This window comes from Veillonella magna DSM 19857, from assembly GCF_000428745.1.
In the GTDB taxonomy this organism is placed as follows: Bacteria; Bacillota; Negativicutes; order Veillonellales; family Veillonellaceae; genus Veillonella_A; species Veillonella_A magna.
The window spans coordinates 290,300-310,481 of the sequence record NZ_KE386795.1 but is presented as its reverse complement, the minus strand read 5'-3'; the positions used below and the strand labels follow the sequence as shown (position 1 = coordinate 310,481).

Below are 20,182 nucleotides of genomic sequence, written 5' to 3'. Positions count from 1 at the left end.
GGCAGCCAAAGCCACCCTCTATCTTGGTATCTACGAAATCTTATTAAGTGCCATCTCTATCAATCTATCCGTTTGATCAATCATAAACAACGGAATATTTAACACATCGTCATCCAGTTTAAGATTATCTAACGAAAATCGCACGCGAAGTTTAATCATATCTGAAAATAGTTCTTTAAATTTTTTCAGACTTCGACTGGTTGTATTTGTTTCGGCTTTCACTTCTATAGGAATAATATCGTTCTCCCGTTGTACCAGAAAATCTACTTCGTATGACGGATTTGTTTGTGACCAATAGCGTGGTTCAACTTCAAAATGTGTCGTTAGGGATTGCAGTACAAAATTTTCCGTTAACGCTCCTTTAAACTCGGTAAATAATCGATTGCCATCCCCGAATGCAGTTGGTGCCAGTTGTGCCAAGCGTCGAAGCAGTCCCACATCAACCAAATAAATTTTAAATGCCGATATATCGTCATACGCTGACATGGGAAGTTTTGGAGCCGTACTGCGATATACCTTATGTACTAACCGAGCATCTACGAGCCATTGTAATGCATCCTCATATTCACGTGCTCTAGCACCTTCTTTAACTACTTTATAAATAAATTTTTTATTTTCTCTTGCCAGCTGTGAAGGAATGGATTGCCAAATCATAGAAATTTTAGGAAATTCCCTAGTATTGGGATGTTTAGCAAAATCTCGTTCATAGGCACCTATAATATCTGATAGCACATGTTGCATGGCAGAAATATCTCGTGCCTCTGTCCACATCAATACTGACTCCGGCATGCCGCCGGTTACATAATACATCTTCAATTTTTCATACAGCGGATTAAAAAAAGCATCAGGGATAGGCTCAATACTATGTAATGCATTCATATAGTCCACTAAATTGCCGTCACCGTTAGCAAGCAGAAATTCTGAAAATGTCATTGGATCAATTTGCATAAAATTGACTTTTCCCACAGGAAACGACGATGGCTTTGCCAATGCGATGCCCAGAAGCGATCCGGCGCAGGCAACATGGTATTGTGGTGCATTCTCACAAAAATATTTCATTGCATTAATCACTTTAGGGCAGTCCTGTACTTCATCAAAAATGATTAACGTTTTTTCAGGCACGATTTGTTGTCCGCTAGCCATAACCAAGTTTTGAAGGATACGTTCCACATCTTTAGTAGTTTCAAAGAATTGTTTATATTCTTCGTTTTCATCAAAGTTGAAGTACGCTGTATTTTCATAGTAGCGTCGGCCAAACTCTTTTAATATCCATGTTTTGCCAACTTGCCGTACTCCTTTTAAAATTAACGGCTTGCGGTAGGGAGACTCTTTCCAAGCCAATAACTTTTTTAAAATAAATCGCTCCATCTCTGCCTCCTCACATTTTTATATATAATTTCGTGAAATTTATCACACTTTTATATATTGTTATGTGTTACTTTATCACACTTTTATAAATAATTACGTGTTGAGCTATCACACAATCATTATATATGTGAATCTACCAAAAGACAACATAGAGTTTACAGTACAATAAAGCTAATAGTGCATCGCGTACTTGGTCCTGCTCCATTAATTAACAATAGCATTATTCCACTAAAAAATCCCACCGATGGTAACTCGATGAAGAAATCATACACTGAATTCTCCATCCACACCTCGGTGGGATCTTTCAATTATAGTTTTTTTATTTACAGTTTTTCACTGACAGTTTTTCATTTATAGTTGCTATTACATTTGCAACTCTACGATGCGACCGGACGGAATGTATTCCGTCAACTGTACACCGGCCGTGCGGAGCATGCGCTTTGAAGCAATAACTTCGCGCGTATCCTTATAAATATCCTGCCAGTAGATGACTTCCTTAATCCCGCTTTGAATAATGGCCTTAGCACATTCATTACAAGGAAAGAGAGTTACATATATCTTGCTGCCTTCCAAGGAACCGCCGCGATAATTCAAAATTGCATTCAACTCGCTGTGAACAATGTAGAAATACTTATTATCTGCCGTCACATCACGGTCCCACGAAAATTCATCATCATTACAGCCTAAGGGCATACCATTGTAACCGATAGATAAAATTTTATTATCATTGCTTACAATACACGCACCTACCTGTGTGTTCGGATCCTTTGAACGTTTCGCTGCCAAGCTGGCCACGCCCATAAAATATTCATCCCAGCTGATATAATCTTCACGTTTAGGCATACAATCACTCCTCGCAGATTATTTCACTACGATATTAACAATCTTATTCGGTACAACGATAACCTTCACTACGTTCTTGCCGTCGATAAATTCTTGTACGCGCGGCAATGCTTTTGCCTGTTCTTCCAAAGCTGCCTTATCCATGTTGACAGCTACCGTCAACTTATCGCGTACCTTACCGTTAACCTGTACGGCAATTTCAACTTCGTCCACAGCCAACGCCTTTTCTTCATACGTCGGCCAAGCTTGCTGATGAACACTGCCTTCGTAACCACATTCATGCCACAACTCTTCCGTAATGTGCGGTGTGAACGGAGCCAGTAAAAGTAACAGTTTCTGTACCAACTCTTCCGCCAAGTCACCTTGTACGGCATCATGACCATCTTTGTACTGGTACATAGCATTTACCAATTCCATAATGGTACTGATCGCTGTATTGAAATTAAAGCGTCCGTCCAAGTCTTCCGTTACTTTTTTAATCGCACGATGAAGTTCGCGACGTAACGCTGTTTCGTCCTTTGTAAGTTTTCCATCGTGAGTATGTGCCATCGATGTATACTGATCGACGATGCGCCATACACGTCCCAAGAAACGGTACGAACCTTCTACCCCTTGATCACTCCAATCCAAATCACGATCAACCGGTGCAGCGAACAAAATAAACAGGCGTGCTGTATCGGCGCCGTATTTGTTAATAATTTCTTCCGGCGATACTACATTGCCCTTAGACTTAGACATCTTGCTGCCTTCTTTAAGAACCATCCCCTGTGTTAACAACCCCTTGAACGGTTCGTTCACACTTACAAGGCCAAGATCATGTAATACCTTTACGAAGAAGCGGGAATAGAGCAAGTGCAAAATCGCATGTTCAATGCCGCCGATGTACTGATCTACATTCATCCAATAATCGGCAATCTTCTTGTTGAAGGCTTCCTTATCATTGCGCGCATCGGTGTAGCGTAAGAAATACCAGGACGAATCAATAAACGTATCCATCGTGTCGATTTCGCGACGAGCTTCACCACCGCACTTAGGACATTTGGCATGTACAAAATGTTCCGATGTGGCTAACGGAGAAATGGCACCACCGTCAAACACAACATCTTCCGGCAAACGAACAGGAAGCTCTTCTTCCGGTACTAACTGTTCTCCGCAGTGATCGCAGTATACAATCGGAATCGGCACGCCCCAATAACGCTGACGGGAAATCAACCAATCGCGAAGACGGTAGTTAATTTTCTTAGCACCAATTCCTTTTTCTTCAAAATATTTGCACAATGCTTCCCGTGCATCGGCAGATGTCATACCGGTGAAATCACCGGAGTTTACCAAAATGCCGTCTTCATGGTACGCATCCGTTTGTGCCGCAAAGTCAAGATCCTGCGCTTCATTTTGTACTACCCAGTTAATAGGCAAATCATATTTCTTCGCGAATTTATAATCGCGTTCGTCATGTGCCGGTACACCCATAACGGCGCCGGTACCATAATCTACCAATACATAGTTGGCAATCCAAATCGGCACATCCTTACCTGTAATCGGATGTTTTGCATAGGCGCCGGTGAAAAGGCCTTCCTTTTCTACATCCGTCGATGTGCGATCGATTTCATTCAAATTGCGAATGCGATAAATAAATGCATCCAACTCGTCTTTATTGTCAGCATTCGCAATCAATTCCTGTACGTACGGATGCTCCGGTGCCAATACGATATAACTTACGCCGAAGATCGTATCTACACGCGTTGTGTACACTTCAACGGATTTATTGATAGCCGGAATTTCAAAAGCAAACTGCGCCCCTTCGCTGCGACCGATCCAGTTACGCTGCATCGTCTTAACGCGATCCGGCCAATGTTCAAGGGTATCCAAATCAGCTAACAAGCGATCGGCATAGTCCGTAATTTTAAGGAACCACTGCTTTAAGTCTTTCTTTTCTACCTTGTTGTCGCAGCGCCAGCAAAGTCCGTCAATAACCTGTTCGTTAGCCAATACTGTATGGCAATGTTCGCACCAGTTAACCTTGGCTTCCTTTTTATAGGCCAAGCCTTTTTTGTAGAACTGTTGGAACAACCACTGCGTCCAGCGATAGTAATCTTCCTTGCAGGTAGCTACTTCGCGATCCCAATCATAGGAAAGCCCCAATGCTTGCTGCTGCCGTTTCATATTTTCGATATTATCAAGCGTCCATGTTTTTGGTGCAATACCATGCTTGATCGCTGCATTTTCTGCCGGCATACCAAATGCGTCCCATCCCATCGGATGCAACACATTAAAGCCCTTCATTTTCTTAAAACGCGCTACCACGTCACCGATGGAGTAGTTACGCACATGTCCCATATGAAGGTTACCGGATGGGTACGGGAACATTTCCAAAACGTAGTACTTTTCCTTAGATTCATCATACTCTGTTTTGAATACTCCGTTTTCCAGCCAATAGGCTTGCCATTTCTTTTCAATATCCTGTGCTACATATCTGTCCTTCATGCAACAGCCTCCTCAACTCTATTTGTAACCTCATACGGTCTGTAGTAAACCAAATAAACCTTACCCCTAATTATATTCTAAGGAAAGACATGCGTCAAACAAAAAAGAGGACCACTCAATGTCGCAGGCACGCCATTTACTAAATCTAACTGCCAAGGCACGAGTCGTCCTCTTTTCTTTATATTGAATTATACGGTTATGTTATTTATTTTGATGTAATTATGTTGTCAGCCTTTTATCAACAACAGGGTACATCTGCTTGTTATGTATTATAAATCAGGTTCAATCAAACCATAGTCGCCGTTTTTACGACGATATACGACGTTCATTGTTTCTGTTTCTGCATTGAAGAACATAAAGAAGTCATGACCAACAAGGTTCATCTGCATAATTGCTTCTTCTACATCCATCGGCTGTACGCGGAAATGTTTACGACGTACAACAGAGATTTCTTCTTCTTCAACAGCAACCGGCGGTACGTACGCATCCGGACGGAATGCATTTGCTTTCTTAAAGCGTCGTGCCAAGCGTGTTTTATATTTATGAATCTGACGGACAATCTTGTCTACTACCAGGTCAATCGCTGCATACATGTCAGTATTGCTTTCAACCCCGCGCAGAGGCAACCCTTCTACAAAACAGGTCAACTCAACAACGCGCTTTTCTTTTTCTACGGATAATACAGCCTTCACTTCAAAAGGTGCATCGAAATAGCGAGACAATTTTTCGCAACGTTTTTCCAAATACTCGCGCAGCGCAGCCGTCACTTCAATGTTTTTACCTCTAACTGTCACTTTCATAGTTATACATCCTTTCTTCAAACTCCAAAGGGGAGTTCGTTATTCCTTATGTTTATATATTTCTATATGAAAGACTGAATACCCTTTTTATTTTGAAAAAAATTTTTATTTTTTATGCCAAAGCCACCATAGTACCAAACCGACAAAGGATGCCGAGGAAGCTCCGCCTACGGCCATAGGCCAACCGCCATGATTCCACAGCCATGTAGAAAGCAGGCTCCCACCGGCGGCAAACATAAAATTGCTCACTACCAAAGCCGTGTTCAACCGACTTCGCTCCGTACCGGAAAGCGCAAATAGCTCAGACTGTACAAGTACACAAATGCCTTGTATAGCTAATGCAAATACGGCGGCAACAATAAGTATAGCTATGATGGAATTATGGACATAGGCAGCCAAAGCCAATATGGCGGCGCTGAGAGCAAAGCTTACCCCCAGCGCGGTATGACCATATCCCTTGTCTTGCAATCGACCAATCCCGATACCGGCTATGGCACCTACCAATGAGGTAAGACTGACCAAACCGATTTGGAACGGACTGTAATGGTACGGAGCCTCTGCCAATACATAGGTGAGCACCGTCCAAAATATATTGAAAGAAATGCCAAAGCCCAGTCCTGTATAGGTAAGTAGTTGCAACGATTTGGGATTGCGTTTTACTGCACCGAACACGTCCCATAGTAATCGTGGATAACCGAGTGACGCTCTTCGTTTTTCATGAGGTAACACCCGCATCATAATTACGGTAACGATGGCATTTATAACTGCCGCACCTATATAAAGTCCGGGCCAACCAATCCCATCTGCTACGAATCCGCTGATGAAACGAGCGAACAGTATTCCTCCGGTAATGCCGGACGTAACGATACCGACAATACGCCCGCGATCATCGGCAGCTGCCAAATCTCCGGCCATGGGCAACAGAATTTGTCCTGCCACGGTCACCAACCCTAAGAGTCCTAACGCCATGGCTAACATACTAAACCCGGGTGACCAGGCACAAAGCAGTAATGCAATTGATGTAACACCCATTGTTATTCCTACCAATGTCCGACGCGACACAGCATCACCTAAGGGAACAAAAAAGAAAATTCCTAAGGCATAGCCTATTTGGGTCGCCGTCACCAGAAAACCACCGCTTGACACCGGCACACCAAAATCATCGGCTATCATGGCAAGCAATGGTTGCGCCCAATAAAGATTGCCGATAGCAAGACCGGCAGCAGCTGCAAACAATACAGCCGTGCCGGTCGTCATCAAAGGTACGTTCTCTGTTTGTGCCCGATTAATGTGCATACTCATAGGAATACACCTTAACCGAGTACCGATGCGATGAGCGCTTGTAATCGTTTGGCGTGATCCTTAGCTTTATCCGTCAATGCTTGTTTGGTTTCTTCATCAACGCCGATGCTCATCATACCACCGCTGTAAACAAAGCCACCCCACTTCATTCCTGTGTAGGCAGCGGTTGCTTTCATAGGCAACAGGTAGCTTTCAATGCCCGGTGTTCCTACCGCATCAGCCGTATACACGTCCTCCGGTGCGCCGGATGTAAGAGAAACAATCATTGTCTTCCCCTGTAATTTATCTCCGCCGGTGCCATAAGCGAAGCCATGGAGAAATACTTCTTCAAACCAACGCTGCACAATGGAAGGCGCATTAAACCAAAACATAGGATATTCGATGACAATGACATCCGCCGCTTCGAGTTTAGCTTGTTCCTTCGCCACATCGAACGCAAAATCCGGATAGCTTTCTGTCAAATAATCAAACATAGCTTGCGGATACATTGCTTTCATGTCATCTAAAATTGTTTTATTGGCCAACGAGTCTTTCATGTGAGTGTGACCGGACACAAATAAAATTTGTTTGCTCATAGTAATCCTCCTCATATGTTCACACTGTTTTATATCTGTTTATCTTATTTTATAAGCGATAAGAACGATGTACCGTACTCACCGACACAGCCGAAGTTATCCAGTACGGTCTGTCCCAAATCGGCATAGCTCTTGCGTACGCCGATAGGCTTTGCTTCCGTAAGACCTCTATAGTAACCGAGAAGAGGTACTTGTTCACGGGTGTGATCGGTGCCTTTCCACGTCGGATCATTACCGTGGTCGGCAGTAATTAATAATAAATCCTCATCTGTCAATAATTCTATAAATCCGCCCAACTGGTAATCAAAGTCTTCTATCTCCCGTTTGTACCCGGCCGGATTACGACGATGACCATAGAGACTATCAAATTCAACCAGGTTGACCATCATAAGGCCTTCCGCAAAATCTCCGCCCAAAAGTCGGGCCGCTATGTTCATGCCGTGCGAGTTGCTCTTGCTGGGATAGGAAGCACTAAGACCTACATGTGCATAAATATCTCCGATTTTCCCGACGCCGATAGTTTGTTTACCGGCAGCCTGCAAGGTTTCCAAATACAATGTTTTTTCCGGCATGCGGCTGTAATCATGGCGATTCGATGTACGCACTAAGGAGCCCAACTCACCGACAAAAGGTCTGGCGATAATGCGTCCTACCGCATAGTCACCGACGCATACTTCATCACGGGTAATTTGGCATATACGATATAATTCTTTCAACGGAATGACATCTTCATGGGCAGCAATTTGAAATACCGAATCCGCCGATGTATATACGATGGGCTTACCGGTACGCATGTGCTCTGCACCGAGGCGTTCGATAATTTCTGTTCCCGATGCCACTTCGTTTCCCAAATAGCCATAGCCGGTACGCTCTGTAAACAGGTCCATCAATTCCTTAGGGAATCCTTCATAAAATGTTGGAAACGGTACCGTAACGGGATGTCCCATTAATTCCCAATGACCGCTGGTTGTATCTTTGCCGGTGCTCGTTTCCGTCAAAGCACCGTATATACCTGTCACCGCTGCCTCATCATCGCTTCCCGTTGTAACCAATTGTCCCAACCCCAAACGCCGTAAGTTAGGACAGCGAATCGGTCCGGCCGCTTCCGCAATATGACCTATGGTATTTGCCCCTTCATCACCGAAAGCAGCGGCATCCGGCGCATGGCCGATACCGACACTATCCATAACAAGTACAATGACTCGTTTAAACATCCTCATCTACCTCCTTGTTCCCGTATTTCTTACTGCTCTGTTTTGTACGGATACTACTTATGAAAGATACGGTAATGCCAAGGCAATGGCCGCCAAGGTTTTACTGTCCTTAATTTCTTCCTGACGAATGGCATCCATAAGGTCCGTCAACGTGTAATATTCCAGTTCTACATATTCGTCGGGATCCCAATGCGTCTGACCTTTAGTAAGACCTTTAGCAATATATAAGTGAATCATTTCATTACAAAATCCCGGACTGGTAGCAATAGTGCCTAAGGAATGCCATTCCTCGGCATGGTATCCCGTTTCTTCAGCCAATTCGCGCTGCGCACAAACAAGCGGATCTTCATCGCCGTCTAATTTACCGGCGGGAATTTCCAATAGCGTACGTCCCAGTGCATAGCGATATTGTCGTTCCATAACAATACGTCCTTTATCATCAATAGCAATTACCGCACTGGCACCGGGATGATGCACAACCTCGCGCCATGCATCCTTACCGTTTACTTCGGCTACGTCGAAGGTTACTTGTATCAATCGTCCATCAAAACGCAGTTCCGATGATTTTTTTATTTCTTCTTTTATCGCCATAACTTTACCTCCCAAGATACTATCCGATTATAAACGCCACGGTAATTCCGGTAATTCATAGGTATCGATGACATAGAACGTGCCCGATGCCATATACACCAAATCGCCTACTTCATCGTAGATGCGACCGGTGGTAACCATAGTGCGCTTGCCGTTATGCTCTACGCGTCCCACACCGCGCAGTACACTGCCCGGTTTAACGGCTTTCATAAAGTTGCCCTTCAGTTCCAACGTAACAACGGACTTACCCAGGGTAAAACAGGCCGTACCCATCACGCTGTCGGAAAAGCCGGCACAAACGGCACCGTGTAAATCACCGCGCAAATTGGCGTGACGGCGTATATCCGTAGTAAATGTCATTTCTATATGTCCCGGATCGCCGCCGGTAACGCGTATATCCTTTGCCCATTCATAGGTATTTTGAGCTCGTACATGATCAAAATGATCAACCAGTGTTCTGATTTCTGCTTTTTTCATCTATCTTCCTTTCCGTACACCCGGTCATTCTTTATAGTGACTGAACTTACACCACGGTTCCTCAGCCATATAATCGCCATCGTTATAGTAGTACGCCCGCGCACGACAACCGCCGCAAACTGTATAGTATTTACAAACACCGCAGGACCCGCGAGGCTTTTTATGTCTGAAATTTTCAAAGATGGCTTCATCAAACCAAATTTCGTCAAACCGGCGTTCCCGAACATTACCCGATACTACCGGTAAGTACGGGCAAGCTTGTACATTCCCGGTGGGACTGATAATACAGTAACTGATACCGGCCAAACAACCGCGACGATAGCGCAAAGGAATGCCCTCTTCCCGAGCGATGCGCATAAACTGCGGTGCACAGGTTGGTTTAATTTCCAAGGGCACTTCTTTTTGTTTACGCATCAGACTGGTCAACACCTCTTCGTACTCATCGGTACGCAATGTTGTATTTTCGATATCTTTACCGCGACCGGTAGGCACCAAGAAAAATACATGATGCCCCTTTGCCCCATGCGCAACACACCAATCCGTAATCGTAAGTAGTTCATCCTTGTTGCGCCGCGTTACTGTCGTATGAATCTGAAAGCCCAAGCCACCGCGCCGACAATTTTCTATGCCTGCCATTGTCATAGCCCATGCATCGGGATGACCGCGGAATCGATTGTGTTCCTTTTCATCAAGGCTGTCCAGACTGATGCCGACGCGCATAGCACCTGCTTCCTTGAGCGTATATACCATATCCTCCGTCAGAAGTGTGCCGTTAGTACCCAATACCGGACGAAGTCCTTGGCTTGCGGCATACGCAATAAGCTCCGGCATATCTTGACGCATTAACGGTTCACCGCCGCTGAATATCATAATTTTAAAACCGGCTTTGGCAATTTGTTCAATTAATCGTTTGGCTTCCGCCGTCGTCAATTCTTCTTTTAATGCTTGCGGTGATGCATCGCGATAGCAATGCTGACATGTTAGATTACACGCCTGTGTACTGTTCCATGAAATTAACATACATTATCTCCTCTACAAAAAAATCGACGATACCTCAACAGGCATCGCCGACTCTATACCTAATCAAGTGTTCCCACTCAATTATATAACGATAGCAGGATTTCTGCTATCTTCTTTTTATTCGTAGTGCAACGCATCGATTGGATTGAGCTTCGCTGCCTTACGAGCAGGATAAATTCCGAAGATTAATCCGATGGCCATAGAGAATCCGAAGGATAAAAGGATAGGCCCCATGGAAATAACCGTCTTCATAGACGTAGCCGCACTGATAAGCTTAGATGCACCGATACCGAAGACGACACCGATGGCCCCACCGATAAGGCTGATAACTACTGCCTCGATGAGGAACTGCATAACGATGACGCGATAGGTCGCTCCCAAGGCTTTGCGAACCCCGATTTCACGAGTTCGTTCCGTTACCGACACAAGCATAATATTCATAATGCCAATACCGCCAACCAACAAGGAAATGGCCGCTACTGCTCCCAAAAATAATGTCATCGTACCGGTAGTTTCATTGACCGTTTCCATGATGGTTGCCATGTTGCGCACATTGAAATCATCCAATTCGGGATTTTTTATTTTGTGACGGACGCGCATAATATTTTCAATGTCTGACTGTACTCGATTCAAATCGGCGCCGTCCTTGGCTTTAATGTAAATCATGCTCAGATAATCTACACCGCGCACACGTTCCATTGCCGTCGTATACGGGATAAAGACGATATCGTCTTGGTCATTACCAAAGCTGCCGGACCCCTTTGTATCAAGCACCCCTACTACTTTAAAGGGATCGTTCTTGATGCGAATGTCCTTGCCTACCGGATTTTCATCGCCAAACAAATTTTTGGCTACCGTGCTACCGATGACGGCAACGCGTTCGCGTCGTTCTACCTGTGCATCCGTAATGAAACGGCCGGACTTCATCGTCCAGTTATTAATATACTGGAAGTCGCTGTTAATACCGTTTACCGTTGTCGTCCAGTTTTTATTGGTATACACAATAACATAGGAAGAGCTGCCCGCTACCGGGGATATCATATCCACATCGTTTAGCTTCTTCAAGGTTTCATAATCCTTGACCTTCAACGTCTTTTGCGATGCTGCGGTCGGTCGTACCCCCGGTGTTCGAGGTGCCCCCGGATATACCATCAACAAATTACTGCCCAAGCTGGAAATGGAGTCCTGGATTTGTTGCCGTACACCAAAACCGATGGATACCAAAGCAATTACGGCAGCTACACCGATGATAATTCCCAACATGGTAAGAAGGGAACGCATCTTATTCGCAATGAGGGAAGCCCATGCCATAATAAAACCTTCTTTATACATGAGCTGTGCCTCCTTTCAAGCCTGCCATATGAGGATTGGGTTTGTCTTCTTCGATAAGACCGTCACGTAATACTACATTACGACTGGCGTAGGTTGCAATATCCGGCTCGTGTGTAACAAGAATGATCGTACGCCCTTCTTCATAGAGCCGCGTAAAAATATTCATTACATCAACACTTGATTTAGAATCAAGATTCCCCGTAGGTTCGTCGGCCATGATGATGGACGGGTTATTGGCTAATGCCCTAGCAATGGCCACGCGCTGACGCTGGCCGCCGGAAAGTTCCGACGGAAGGTGATCCAAACGTTCGCCTAATCCCAACGAGGTAAGAAGCTCCGCTGCTCTGGCGTTGCGTTCCGCCTTAGAGACACCGGCATAAATCATCGGTAAAGCCACATTTTCCTGCGCCGTCAACTTCGGCAGCAAATTAAAGCTTTGAAAAACAAAGCCGATACGCTTATTGCGCACATAGGCCAATTCATCATCGGACAAATCCGCTACTTCCTCACCGTCCAACCGATACGATCCGGAGGTAGGCCGATCCAGACAACCTAAAATATTCATAAAGGTAGACTTGCCGGATCCGGACGGGCCCATGATAGATGTAAATTCGCCTTCATAAATCGTAAGATTGATACCGTGCAGTACGGGAACTTGCAATTTACCGTTAACGTACGTTTTCTTGATATCCTTAATTACGATAACCTCTTTTTTCATAGGCACCTCCTACATATGCGGCGCGCCGCCGGAGGAAGCCTTCTTAGTTGCCGACGTTACATCGCCGCTGACAACAATTTCATCGCCTTCGTTTAAGCCTTTGACAATTTCAATGGAGGTATCACCGGTGATTCCCGTCGTTACACTGGTACGTACCGGCTGCCCATCGCGAATAACATATACATATTCACCGACTTTATCGGTACGAACAGCTGCCAAAGGCACCGTCAATACATTAGTGCGTTCATCGCCATAGATAGTAGCACGCGCCGTCATAGTCGGGAAAAAGTCCGCTGCATATTCCGTCGGTATCGTTACACGCACCGTGTAGTAAACAACGCTAGTGCTGGTAGTCCCCATATTCCCTTTTGTACCCAGTGCAATATCTCGTACATAACCGGTATAAGTCTGCCCCGGATGCGCATCGACCGTAAAGTCTACGCGAGCGCCTTTTTTAATATTGCCGATATCGGTTTCATCGACGGTCAAATAGATTTCCAAATCCGATAAATCCGCAATGGTGGCAATAATCATCTGCGTAGAAATACCGGTACTAATCGTTTGCCCTGCTTTTAACGGTGTCCCGATAATCGTACCGCTCATCGGTGCGGTAATGGTGGTATCGCTCAAATTGGCCTGTGCTCGGTTATACGCCGCTTGTGCCTGTTGGTATTTTACCAATGCATTATCGTAGGATTGCTGCGATACGGCCCCTTGCCCTACCAAGGTTCGGTACCGTTCCAAATCAGCCGCCGCATTATCCAATGCCGCTTTGGCATCATCGGCAACGGCTTGCAGCTGACGATCATCAATGGTTGCAATGACTTCTCCTTCGGTGACCTTCTGATTTTCCTTCACCAATACCGACTCCAATTTGCCGGCTACATTGGTGGATACATCAACGTATTTAACAGGATTAATGGTACCGGTTGCACTGATAACCGATGCAATAGTACCTCGCTCTACCTTTCCCGTCGTATACGCCGGTTTTGCCGTTGCATCCTTGTTCTTTGCATATAAATAACCACCGCCGGCTATGCAAAGGATGAGTACAATAATGACCCATAGCTTACGGCTTTTCCATATACGGTTGTTCCACATGCTCTAACGCCCTTTCCTCAACTAACTTCTACTATGTCGTACACTGTACGCACAACGCGCTACATTTGCAGTGTATACATGATACGCTTTATTAATGAAATAAAAGTGAACCTTATGTTTATCTACCGTCCCAATACGGAAATCAAATCATACCACGCATCGGATACCGGGTAGGTAATTGATTTGGCTTCTTCATAGGGCAACAGCACAACGTGATCATTAACGGATGCAGTCAAACAATTACGTTTACCTGCCAGTAATCCATCAATGGCTGCTTCGCTCATAAGGGCTGCCATCATGGCATCCTTTGCCGAAGGCATGCCACCGCGCTGTAAATATCCCAAGACGGTAACACTGGGAGATATATGCATGTGTTCTTTAATAAAATTACATACATCATAGCTGTGGTACGCTCCTTCAGCCACGATGATAATGCTATTGGTTTTGCCTGCACGATGTGTTTCATCTAAATGACGACAAACAGATTCCAAAGGCACCGGCTTTTCCGGAATCAAGACAATTTCGGCACCGCAAGCAAGACCGGAGCCTACGGCAATATGTCCCGCATGACGCCCCATAACCTCCACGATGGCTACACGATCATGAGCCGTTGTGGTGTCTCTGATTTTACTGACCGCTTCCACCACCGTATTCAGTGCCGTATCAAAGCCAATGGTATATTCTGTACCGCACATATCATTATCAATAGTGCCGGGGATTGTCATGGTCACAACACCCAACTCGGCCAATGCCTGCGCACCTGCCATGGAACCGTCACCGCCGATAACCACAAGAGCATCTATGTCATATTTTTTCAGTACTTCGGCTGCTTTTTTCTGGTATACCTTATCCATAAATTCGGGGCAGCGCGCTGTTTTAAGGAGCGTACCGCCGCGATTGACAATACCGCCTACGTCACGCCGTAACAACGGACGCAGTTCTTCATTTAATAAGCCCTCATAGCCGCGATGAATACCGACTACATCCAATCCTTCATATATTCCTTTGCGAACGACGGCTCGTACGGCTGCGTTCATCCCCGGCGCATCGCCGCCGCTGGTTAATACGGCTATTCGTTTCATATGCATGCCCTCCTTTTAATGGCGCTTTAGGTTGCTTTCGCTGCGATTGAGGTTGCTTTAGTTGCAATTTAGGTTGCTTACGTGCTTTAAAAGCAACCGCCTCTTTTGTTAGCTGCTCTTCTACTTCATCCACCAAGCTCATTGTATGACCGTGTGTGGTATCCAAGACAAAATCACATTTTTTATATACCGGTCGCCAACATCGCATCATCGATGCCACGAAGCCTTGTACATCATTGTAATCCATAGTAGGACGTTTCCCTATTTTTCGATTTACCCGGCGTACAATACGATACTCCGCTGCTCTGATGCCAACAATATACGAATACTTTTGCAAAAAACGAAGCGTCTTCATTTCAATAGGAAAATTACCGCCTACGGAAATGACCGCTTCATGATACATACAAACCCGTTTTAACACCTCTAATTCGGCTGTTCTGAAAGCGCGTTCTCCCAATTTGTTAAATATATCCGCAATAGGTAACTGATAACGCTGTTCCAGAACACGATCGGTATCGACAAACTGCCATCCGCGAGCCTCCGCTAAATTTCGCCCCAAATGGCTTTTACCGCTCCCCATGGAGCCGATAAGAACTATATTTCGTTTCATACTAACCTGCCGTTCTATCCTTTACTAGTTTTTATATTTGTATTCTATTCTACTACATCGCTCTTAAAAAGGAAATGAAAACGGCTGTATTCAAATGAAAAAGACGGCCCTAAGGCCGTCTTTCCTTAATTATGTACTCGCTGTATTCTCCGTACGAAACCGTATATGTAACAGTCCTTCTTTTTTCGCTATTTGTAATGGTTGTACTCGCACGGTAGGATACGCCTCACCAATATCAGCTGCCAGTGTCAGATAGTCTTGCAAGGATCCGGTGATTTCCCATTGTAATCCGGATGTACCTACCTCCTCTATACCGACTACTGTAAGTGCACGACTACCGATACGCTCTATAATGTCATTTTTGAGGGAATCACGGGAAACCCTTTGTATGTGCTGTACAAATTGATACCGACGACTATGAATCACTGCCTCTTCTGCTTGACGCTGTAAATTTCGCTCCTCGCTATACGCCGTCATCAGTCGGATATCATGATGGCAATAGGCAGCCACTGCCGTTGCCGCAACCATCCCTAGTACGTAACTAATCAGAAGTACGGTGGCTGTCCTTTTTGACATCGGCAGGTACTGTATACTTTCCTTCCACACGAAACGAAGTCGCTCCATGTGTTCTCGCATCATCTTGTTTGGCATGAATGACAACTCCTTTCAACGTACCTTTCAGATGCTCACCATACGCTATGGCTGCCTCCGGATTAGGTGCTCGTCCTTCAATAACAAAGCCCGTTTCCGAAAAGGTAACAGCCGTCAACATCACCGCACCTTGTGCGCAGTCGATGCTATGCAACAAAGTGGCTTCGTCATTCCGTTTGGATGTTCTGGAACTATGCGCTTCTACCCATTGCCGGTAACGCACAAGTGCCGTATGATTTGGCAAGGGCTGTTGCTGCTCTGCCTTCCACATCATGCGATAGCGAACCCATGTCACGCCTTCGTATGCTGCAGTAAGGATTGTAGCGGGAAAAAGCAAAGCTACGATTACCAATCCAATACGCAACCACTCTCTATGTCGACGGCACCAGCTGTGAAAGCGCATAGTAGGGGATAAAAAATTAATCATATGTCTTCATTCCCAATCCCCTCCGTACCAGTCCCAACGCCATATCCCATAACATAGATCCTTTCTCTTCATAGGTAACGGCACGGTTGGTGCATTGATAGGAAGCGTGCGACAGCATGCCATATTCGTTGTATAAGGTCTCGGGAAAAACCTGTTCCGACGCTTCGATGCTCATCCCGTCGTAAGGGACCGCTTCGGTATATGCATATATGCCGTCAATGCCGGACAGGCCCACTAAAAAGATAGCTTGCTCTGCTTCCTGCAGCGCCTGCCGTAACGAGGCTTCATCAGCCCCACTATACAGGGATACATAACAAACATCCTGCCTCCACACTGTCAAGCGCCACCCTTCACCTTCCGGCCACATGAGAGCCTTCGCTCCCGTTTCCTCAAATACGCGACTTAACGGAGACGGCCAATAATCAATGATCCGCACATCTCCGCCACCGCGAAAATAGCCGGTCGCCAACGCATCTACATGCACTTTCGGTAGCACTACCCAATATAAATAATCCGTCCCCGCCTTTTCTCCGGCTTCCTCGTACGCCCTTAACATAAAGTCACTATAGTACGTGTCTTTGTCCCATTCTAAGGTATCTTCTAATTGCCAATGAAGCATATCTTTCGCTTCTTGGCGCGATAGTCTAGGTATTTCCATACCGCCGCAACGGTAAGCACTGACGGCAGCTACCGCCATTCGTTCGCCTTCCAAAGAGAATCGATGCACAAAGGCTTCACAATCCTCTTCGATCGTATGCTTACGCGATGCGCACATTACATCGTCAATGATAAGACAATCTTCTTTTATATATCCGTTTAATCCAAGCAGCATTGTTGTATCCGAAGCAATGCCGATCACATTTTTCTCTTTCATACCCTACTCCTATATCCGGTTATCTCTTATATGGCTAGAACGCAAGTGCTGCATGTGTAATCCGTGCCATGCGTATCCCACCCCGCACGGTTTCCTCCATTTCAACTACATAGGTAACACTCATGCCAAGAACCTTGTTCTCATAATATACGGTAATTTGGGTTTCTCCCGTTGTACCTTCACTCGTATTATCCGCCGGCGTAATATAATAGGTTACTTTTTCTTGTTCTGTTGATAAATACGTCCGCTGCCGACGCAACACAATATGTGGTGAATGATGTAAATATTGCTTAGTAATCACAACGCCCCAGCCTTCTGCCTTATAATCCATATCCGTCATTTGCTGTTCTTCTACTACACTCGTAACGCAATGCTGTACCTCTGCCATGATTCCACTCCAAAATAGGAAACAGGCCGCCGTAATGAGCAGCATTATGTAAGAAAAAAATCCGTTGCGTTTTTTATATGTAAGTGATCGTCCGACATACATTTTCCGCAGTAATGAGGGCACCGGGCGACACTGCCATTGACTTTTTCTTGCCTCACTCATGGGATTACTCCTTTTGATAGCTGTCTGCCATAGTAAAATAATCATATGCCGGAAACAGTGTGGTCTGCGCACGGTAGATAATTTGTTGTCTTCCGCGCAGTCTTGGAATCGTAGCTGCCGTTTCACGCCAATGCATGCTGTATGTACCATTGCGATTTTTTTCAAAATACGAACCATCATACACATTATTAGTGCTCAATGGTCGGAACATAACAGGATTTTTATATGGCGGTAAATCTTCCAGTCCAACTACTTGCAGCTGTCCTGTTGATAGTTCTCTCTTCACATTTCCTCGTACAAAATAAAACCCGTCTTGACCATTGGATACGGCATGATGCTGAATGAGGTACATTTTCTTATCACTACGTTGAAGGTAATTACTTATTAACAATCGGCACAAACGTCCGTCAAACATTATTTCACAAGTATTTTCTAAGCGCTGTGCCCAGAGTACCGACGAAGCCATCGTTGACATCACGACACTCATCACCGATAAAATAATCATCATGGCAATTAACAGCTCCGCCAGCATGTACCCTGCTTCTTTCTTTTGCCGAACTATTCGTTGTCTCCTTTCTTCACAACCGAGGAGATGTTCCCGAAGCCATCGGATTGTTCTTTCATAGTGATGTGGCAGCAGTGGCATGAGGTGTCATCGTCCTTTCATCCCAGAGAATCGTTGTCAACGTACAATATAATTCATCTTGATAATAACCGCGTACCGTCAATCGCTTGACTGTCTCGCCCTTGATTTCATCAGGTGTAATGGTCGGCTCCGTCCGATAGCCTTCCTCCCTATGAGTATCATGATTAGGCAGTGTGGCTGTGCCTTGCTTACGGTAATCCGCTTTGCCTTGTTCCATAGCGGCTATAGTATATTGCAGTATCGTGTCACGAATTGTCGCCTCATGCATACGCCCCAAAGCCGTCGTAATCATCATCGTCAATCCCAATACTGCTACCACGGCAATTACCGTAGTAAGCATAGCATCGGCATACATAAATCCATTGCGCCTAAGAATGCGTTGTTGCCTATCGTTCATCGTGTGCTGTCCTCCCAACGAATGCGTGGTGTTTGCTGTGAAAATATATAGGTGCGCGTTCGCTTTAACACGGTATCCTTAATATACATTCGATATAGTGTCCGCTGTCCGAACATGGCATCTACATTTAGATTCGGGTGGCTCGGACCATCTAATGTAATTTTGATTGTCGGCGGTAATCGCTTTTCTTCTTCACCCCACAGTTTCTTAAAGGGATTATATGAATAGCCATGTTCATCCATATCCATTCTGTTCACTCTGCCACCACCGGTAGTACTACCGCGCTGCGTCATAATCTGCATACGTCGCATCGCATAATAGAGCTGCCTTGTTGTCGTGTCAAAGACCCTGTCTTCATTCATTGTAGATTGCATGGTAAGAACAGCTACAGCGAAGAAAATACCTAGCAGTGCTACATACATCATAAGTTCAATCAGCAATCCTCCCTCTTGTCTTGATCCTTGTTTTTTTAATTTCATTACCGATACGCTTTCACTACACTTTGAAAACAATATACACACCATGTGGCCGTACATAGAAATGGGCCGAAAGGAATATAGCGCCGTCTGTTATGCAGACCCCATACCAGACCGGCCGTGCATGCGAGTATCATTGTATACGCCAATTCCAGCGGCGTAAGCCAAACGGAAATCGCCAACACCCATTTAATATCCCCTTCTCCCATACCGCCTCGGCTGAGACGGCGAAGCATATATCCTACACTACCGACAATGACCAGTACAATTCCCACGTCGAGATACGCAGTATCATACCAATAGCATCGAAGCAAACCAACTATACCGATACACAAAGCTCCTTCATCCGGCAGGATGTAGTAGCGCTTATCAATGGCAGCACCGTATAGTAATGTTAAACCGAACAGTATGGTACTTACGGTAATCATCGGCGATACGGCATGACCGTGTAAAGCTATGCAGACTATGCCGTACAGGCTTCCACCCAATGCGGTAGCAATACGATGATAGGTGGTAACACTCGCTACGCAACGCCAAGCACGCAAGAGATAGAGGCAACCGAGTGCGCCAGCCATAGCCGTACCTATGAGAATGATGTCGTAGCCTTGTAGTAGTAATCTCATATGTCTTCTCCTATGTTATCC

23 protein-coding genes are annotated in these 20,182 nt (G+C 45.3%); all 23 read right to left on the bottom strand.

The annotated features are described in order from the left end of the window. Positions 1-30 precede the first annotated feature (30 nt). Entirely contained in the window at positions 31-1,368 is a 1,338-nt protein-coding gene (locus tag G344_RS0108395) for an ATP-binding protein (RefSeq protein ID WP_028255812.1), read from the bottom strand. Positions 1,369-1,731: 363 nt separating this feature from the next. Next, complete coding sequence (locus tag G344_RS0108390; protein ID WP_028255811.1) at positions 1,732-2,211, bottom strand: deoxycytidylate deaminase; 480 nt, start codon at positions 2,209-2,211, stop codon at positions 1,732-1,734. Between the two features lie 18 nt (positions 2,212-2,229). Further along, positions 2,230-4,695, bottom strand: coding sequence for a leucine--tRNA ligase (gene leuS, locus G344_RS0108385; RefSeq protein WP_028255810.1), 2,466 nt, complete (start codon positions 4,693-4,695; stop codon positions 2,230-2,232). A 269-nt stretch (positions 4,696-4,964) separates the two neighbouring features. Continuing rightward, entirely contained in the window at positions 4,965-5,495 is a 531-nt protein-coding gene (gene hpf / locus G344_RS0108380) for a ribosome hibernation-promoting factor, HPF/YfiA family (RefSeq protein WP_028255809.1), read from the bottom strand. A 105-nt stretch (positions 5,496-5,600) separates the two neighbouring features. After that, a complete protein-coding gene (locus tag G344_RS11130; RefSeq protein ID WP_051245881.1) occupies positions 5,601-6,797 on the bottom strand; it encodes an MFS transporter in 1,197 nt (398 codons plus the stop codon). An 11-nt stretch (positions 6,798-6,808) separates the two neighbouring features. After that, the gene (locus G344_RS0108370; protein ID WP_028255808.1) at positions 6,809-7,372 is read right to left on the bottom strand and encodes an NAD(P)H-dependent oxidoreductase; all 564 of its coding nucleotides are present in this window, start codon (positions 7,370-7,372) and stop codon (positions 6,809-6,811) included. 44 nt (positions 7,373-7,416) lie between these two features. Next, a complete protein-coding gene (locus G344_RS0108365) occupies positions 7,417-8,586 on the bottom strand; it encodes a phosphopentomutase (RefSeq protein ID WP_028255807.1) in 1,170 nt (389 codons plus the stop codon). Between the two features lie 57 nt (positions 8,587-8,643). Further along, positions 8,644-9,177 (bottom strand): NUDIX hydrolase, encoded by a 534-nt coding sequence (locus tag G344_RS0108360; RefSeq protein ID WP_028255806.1) that lies wholly within the window; start codon positions 9,175-9,177, stop codon positions 8,644-8,646. Positions 9,178-9,204: 27 nt separating this feature from the next. Continuing rightward, positions 9,205-9,654 carry a PaaI family thioesterase gene (locus tag G344_RS0108355; protein WP_038155292.1) on the bottom strand — a complete coding sequence of 150 codons (450 nt, stop codon included), beginning with the start codon at positions 9,652-9,654 and terminating at the stop codon, positions 9,205-9,207. Positions 9,655-9,678: 24 nt separating this feature from the next. Then, entirely contained in the window at positions 9,679-10,674 is a 996-nt protein-coding gene (gene nirJ2, locus G344_RS0108350) for a putative heme d1 biosynthesis radical SAM protein NirJ2 (RefSeq protein WP_028255804.1), read from the bottom strand. A gap of 117 nt (positions 10,675-10,791) precedes the next feature. Next, positions 10,792-12,006 carry an ABC transporter permease gene (locus tag G344_RS0108345; protein ID WP_028255803.1) on the bottom strand — a complete coding sequence of 405 codons (1,215 nt, stop codon included), beginning with the start codon at positions 12,004-12,006 and terminating at the stop codon, positions 10,792-10,794. Then, the gene (locus tag G344_RS0108340; protein ID WP_028255802.1) at positions 11,999-12,724 is read right to left on the bottom strand and encodes an ABC transporter ATP-binding protein; all 726 of its coding nucleotides are present in this window, start codon (positions 12,722-12,724) and stop codon (positions 11,999-12,001) included. Before G344_RS0108340 ends, G344_RS0108345 begins: the two co-directional genes overlap by 8 nt. Before the next feature lie 9 nt (positions 12,725-12,733). Beyond that, positions 12,734-13,825 carry an efflux RND transporter periplasmic adaptor subunit gene (locus tag G344_RS0108335; protein WP_038155291.1) on the bottom strand — a complete coding sequence of 364 codons (1,092 nt, stop codon included), beginning with the start codon at positions 13,823-13,825 and terminating at the stop codon, positions 12,734-12,736. Positions 13,826-13,947: 122 nt separating this feature from the next. Then, a complete protein-coding gene (gene pfkA, locus G344_RS0108330) occupies positions 13,948-14,907 on the bottom strand; it encodes a 6-phosphofructokinase (RefSeq protein ID WP_038155288.1) in 960 nt (319 codons plus the stop codon). Further along, positions 14,819-15,517 carry a shikimate kinase gene (locus G344_RS0108325; protein WP_028255799.1) on the bottom strand — a complete coding sequence of 233 codons (699 nt, stop codon included), beginning with the start codon at positions 15,515-15,517 and terminating at the stop codon, positions 14,819-14,821. Before G344_RS0108325 ends, pfkA begins: the two co-directional genes overlap by 89 nt. Before the next feature lie 129 nt (positions 15,518-15,646). Further along, a complete protein-coding gene (locus tag G344_RS0108320; RefSeq protein ID WP_156886173.1) occupies positions 15,647-16,093 on the bottom strand; it encodes a hypothetical protein in 447 nt (148 codons plus the stop codon). Further along, positions 16,059-16,595: a hypothetical protein gene (locus G344_RS0108315; RefSeq protein ID WP_028255797.1), complete on the bottom strand. Its 537-nt coding sequence runs from the start codon at positions 16,593-16,595 to the stop codon at positions 16,059-16,061. The genes G344_RS0108320 and G344_RS0108315 overlap by 35 nt, the downstream gene beginning before the upstream one ends. Continuing rightward, the gene (locus tag G344_RS0108310) at positions 16,588-17,469 is read right to left on the bottom strand and encodes a hypothetical protein (RefSeq protein ID WP_028255796.1); all 882 of its coding nucleotides are present in this window, start codon (positions 17,467-17,469) and stop codon (positions 16,588-16,590) included. Before G344_RS0108310 ends, G344_RS0108315 begins: the two co-directional genes overlap by 8 nt. Before the next feature lie 34 nt (positions 17,470-17,503). Further along, the gene (locus G344_RS0108305; RefSeq protein WP_156886172.1) at positions 17,504-17,857 is read right to left on the bottom strand and encodes a hypothetical protein; all 354 of its coding nucleotides are present in this window, start codon (positions 17,855-17,857) and stop codon (positions 17,504-17,506) included. A 166-nt stretch (positions 17,858-18,023) separates the two neighbouring features. Then, complete coding sequence (locus tag G344_RS0108300) at positions 18,024-18,665, bottom strand: type II secretion system protein (RefSeq protein WP_156886171.1); 642 nt, start codon at positions 18,663-18,665, stop codon at positions 18,024-18,026. After that, a complete protein-coding gene (locus G344_RS0108295) occupies positions 18,640-19,062 on the bottom strand; it encodes a hypothetical protein (RefSeq protein WP_028255793.1) in 423 nt (140 codons plus the stop codon). The genes G344_RS0108300 and G344_RS0108295 overlap by 26 nt, the downstream gene beginning before the upstream one ends. Next, a complete protein-coding gene (locus G344_RS0108290) occupies positions 19,059-19,502 on the bottom strand; it encodes a pilus assembly FimT family protein (protein WP_028255792.1) in 444 nt (147 codons plus the stop codon). The genes G344_RS0108295 and G344_RS0108290 overlap by 4 nt, the downstream gene beginning before the upstream one ends. Positions 19,503-19,540: 38 nt before the next feature. Next, positions 19,541-20,161 carry a prepilin peptidase gene (locus G344_RS11125; RefSeq protein WP_051245880.1) on the bottom strand — a complete coding sequence of 207 codons (621 nt, stop codon included), beginning with the start codon at positions 20,159-20,161 and terminating at the stop codon, positions 19,541-19,543. Positions 20,162-20,182 lie beyond the last annotated feature (21 nt).

Bases quoted from the DNA above. Each gene is read 5' to 3' on its own strand.
- G344_RS0108305 (WP_156886172.1), bottom strand. From the start codon at position 17,857: ATGGCAGAGGTACAGCATTGCGTTACGAGTGTAGTAGAAGAACAGCAA.
- G344_RS0108345 (WP_028255803.1), bottom strand. From the start codon at position 12,006: ATGTATAAAGAAGGTTTTATTATGGCATGGGCTTCCCTCATTGCGAAT.
- G344_RS0108295 (WP_028255793.1), bottom strand. From the start codon at position 19,062: ATGAACGATAGGCAACAACGCATTCTTAGGCGCAATGGATTTATGTAT.
- G344_RS0108300 (WP_156886171.1), bottom strand. From the start codon at position 18,665: ATGCCACTGCTGCCACATCACTATGAAAGAACAATCCGATGGCTTCGG.
- G344_RS0108315 (WP_028255797.1), bottom strand. From the start codon at position 16,595: ATGATTAATTTTTTATCCCCTACTATGCGCTTTCACAGCTGGTGCCGT.
- G344_RS0108355 (WP_038155292.1), bottom strand. From the start codon at position 9,654: ATGAAAAAAGCAGAAATCAGAACACTGGTTGATCATTTTGATCATGTA.
- G344_RS11125 (WP_051245880.1), bottom strand. From the start codon at position 20,161: ATGAGATTACTACTACAAGGCTACGACATCATTCTCATAGGTACGGCT.
- nirJ2 (WP_028255804.1), bottom strand. From the start codon at position 10,674: ATGTTAATTTCATGGAACAGTACACAGGCGTGTAATCTAACATGTCAG.
- G344_RS0108365 (WP_028255807.1), bottom strand. From the start codon at position 8,586: ATGTTTAAACGAGTCATTGTACTTGTTATGGATAGTGTCGGTATCGGC.
- G344_RS0108310 (WP_028255796.1), bottom strand. From the start codon at position 17,469: ATGAAAGAGAAAAATGTGATCGGCATTGCTTCGGATACAACAATGCTG.
- G344_RS0108325 (WP_028255799.1), bottom strand. From the start codon at position 15,517: ATGAAACGAAATATAGTTCTTATCGGCTCCATGGGGAGCGGTAAAAGC.
- pfkA (WP_038155288.1), bottom strand. From the start codon at position 14,907: ATGAAACGAATAGCCGTATTAACCAGCGGCGGCGATGCGCCGGGGATG.
- G344_RS0108335 (WP_038155291.1), bottom strand. From the start codon at position 13,825: ATGTGGAACAACCGTATATGGAAAAGCCGTAAGCTATGGGTCATTATT.
- G344_RS0108360 (WP_028255806.1), bottom strand. From the start codon at position 9,177: ATGGCGATAAAAGAAGAAATAAAAAAATCATCGGAACTGCGTTTTGAT.
- leuS (WP_028255810.1), bottom strand. From the start codon at position 4,695: ATGAAGGACAGATATGTAGCACAGGATATTGAAAAGAAATGGCAAGCC.
- hpf (WP_028255809.1), bottom strand. From the start codon at position 5,495: ATGAAAGTGACAGTTAGAGGTAAAAACATTGAAGTGACGGCTGCGCTG.
- G344_RS0108390 (WP_028255811.1), bottom strand. From the start codon at position 2,211: ATGCCTAAACGTGAAGATTATATCAGCTGGGATGAATATTTTATGGGC.
- G344_RS0108370 (WP_028255808.1), bottom strand. From the start codon at position 7,372: ATGAGCAAACAAATTTTATTTGTGTCCGGTCACACTCACATGAAAGAC.
- G344_RS0108320 (WP_156886173.1), bottom strand. From the start codon at position 16,093: ATGTCAAAAAGGACAGCCACCGTACTTCTGATTAGTTACGTACTAGGG.
- G344_RS0108395 (WP_028255812.1), bottom strand. From the start codon at position 1,368: ATGGAGCGATTTATTTTAAAAAAGTTATTGGCTTGGAAAGAGTCTCCC.
- G344_RS0108340 (WP_028255802.1), bottom strand. From the start codon at position 12,724: ATGAAAAAAGAGGTTATCGTAATTAAGGATATCAAGAAAACGTACGTT.
- G344_RS11130 (WP_051245881.1), bottom strand. From the start codon at position 6,797: ATGAGTATGCACATTAATCGGGCACAAACAGAGAACGTACCTTTGATG.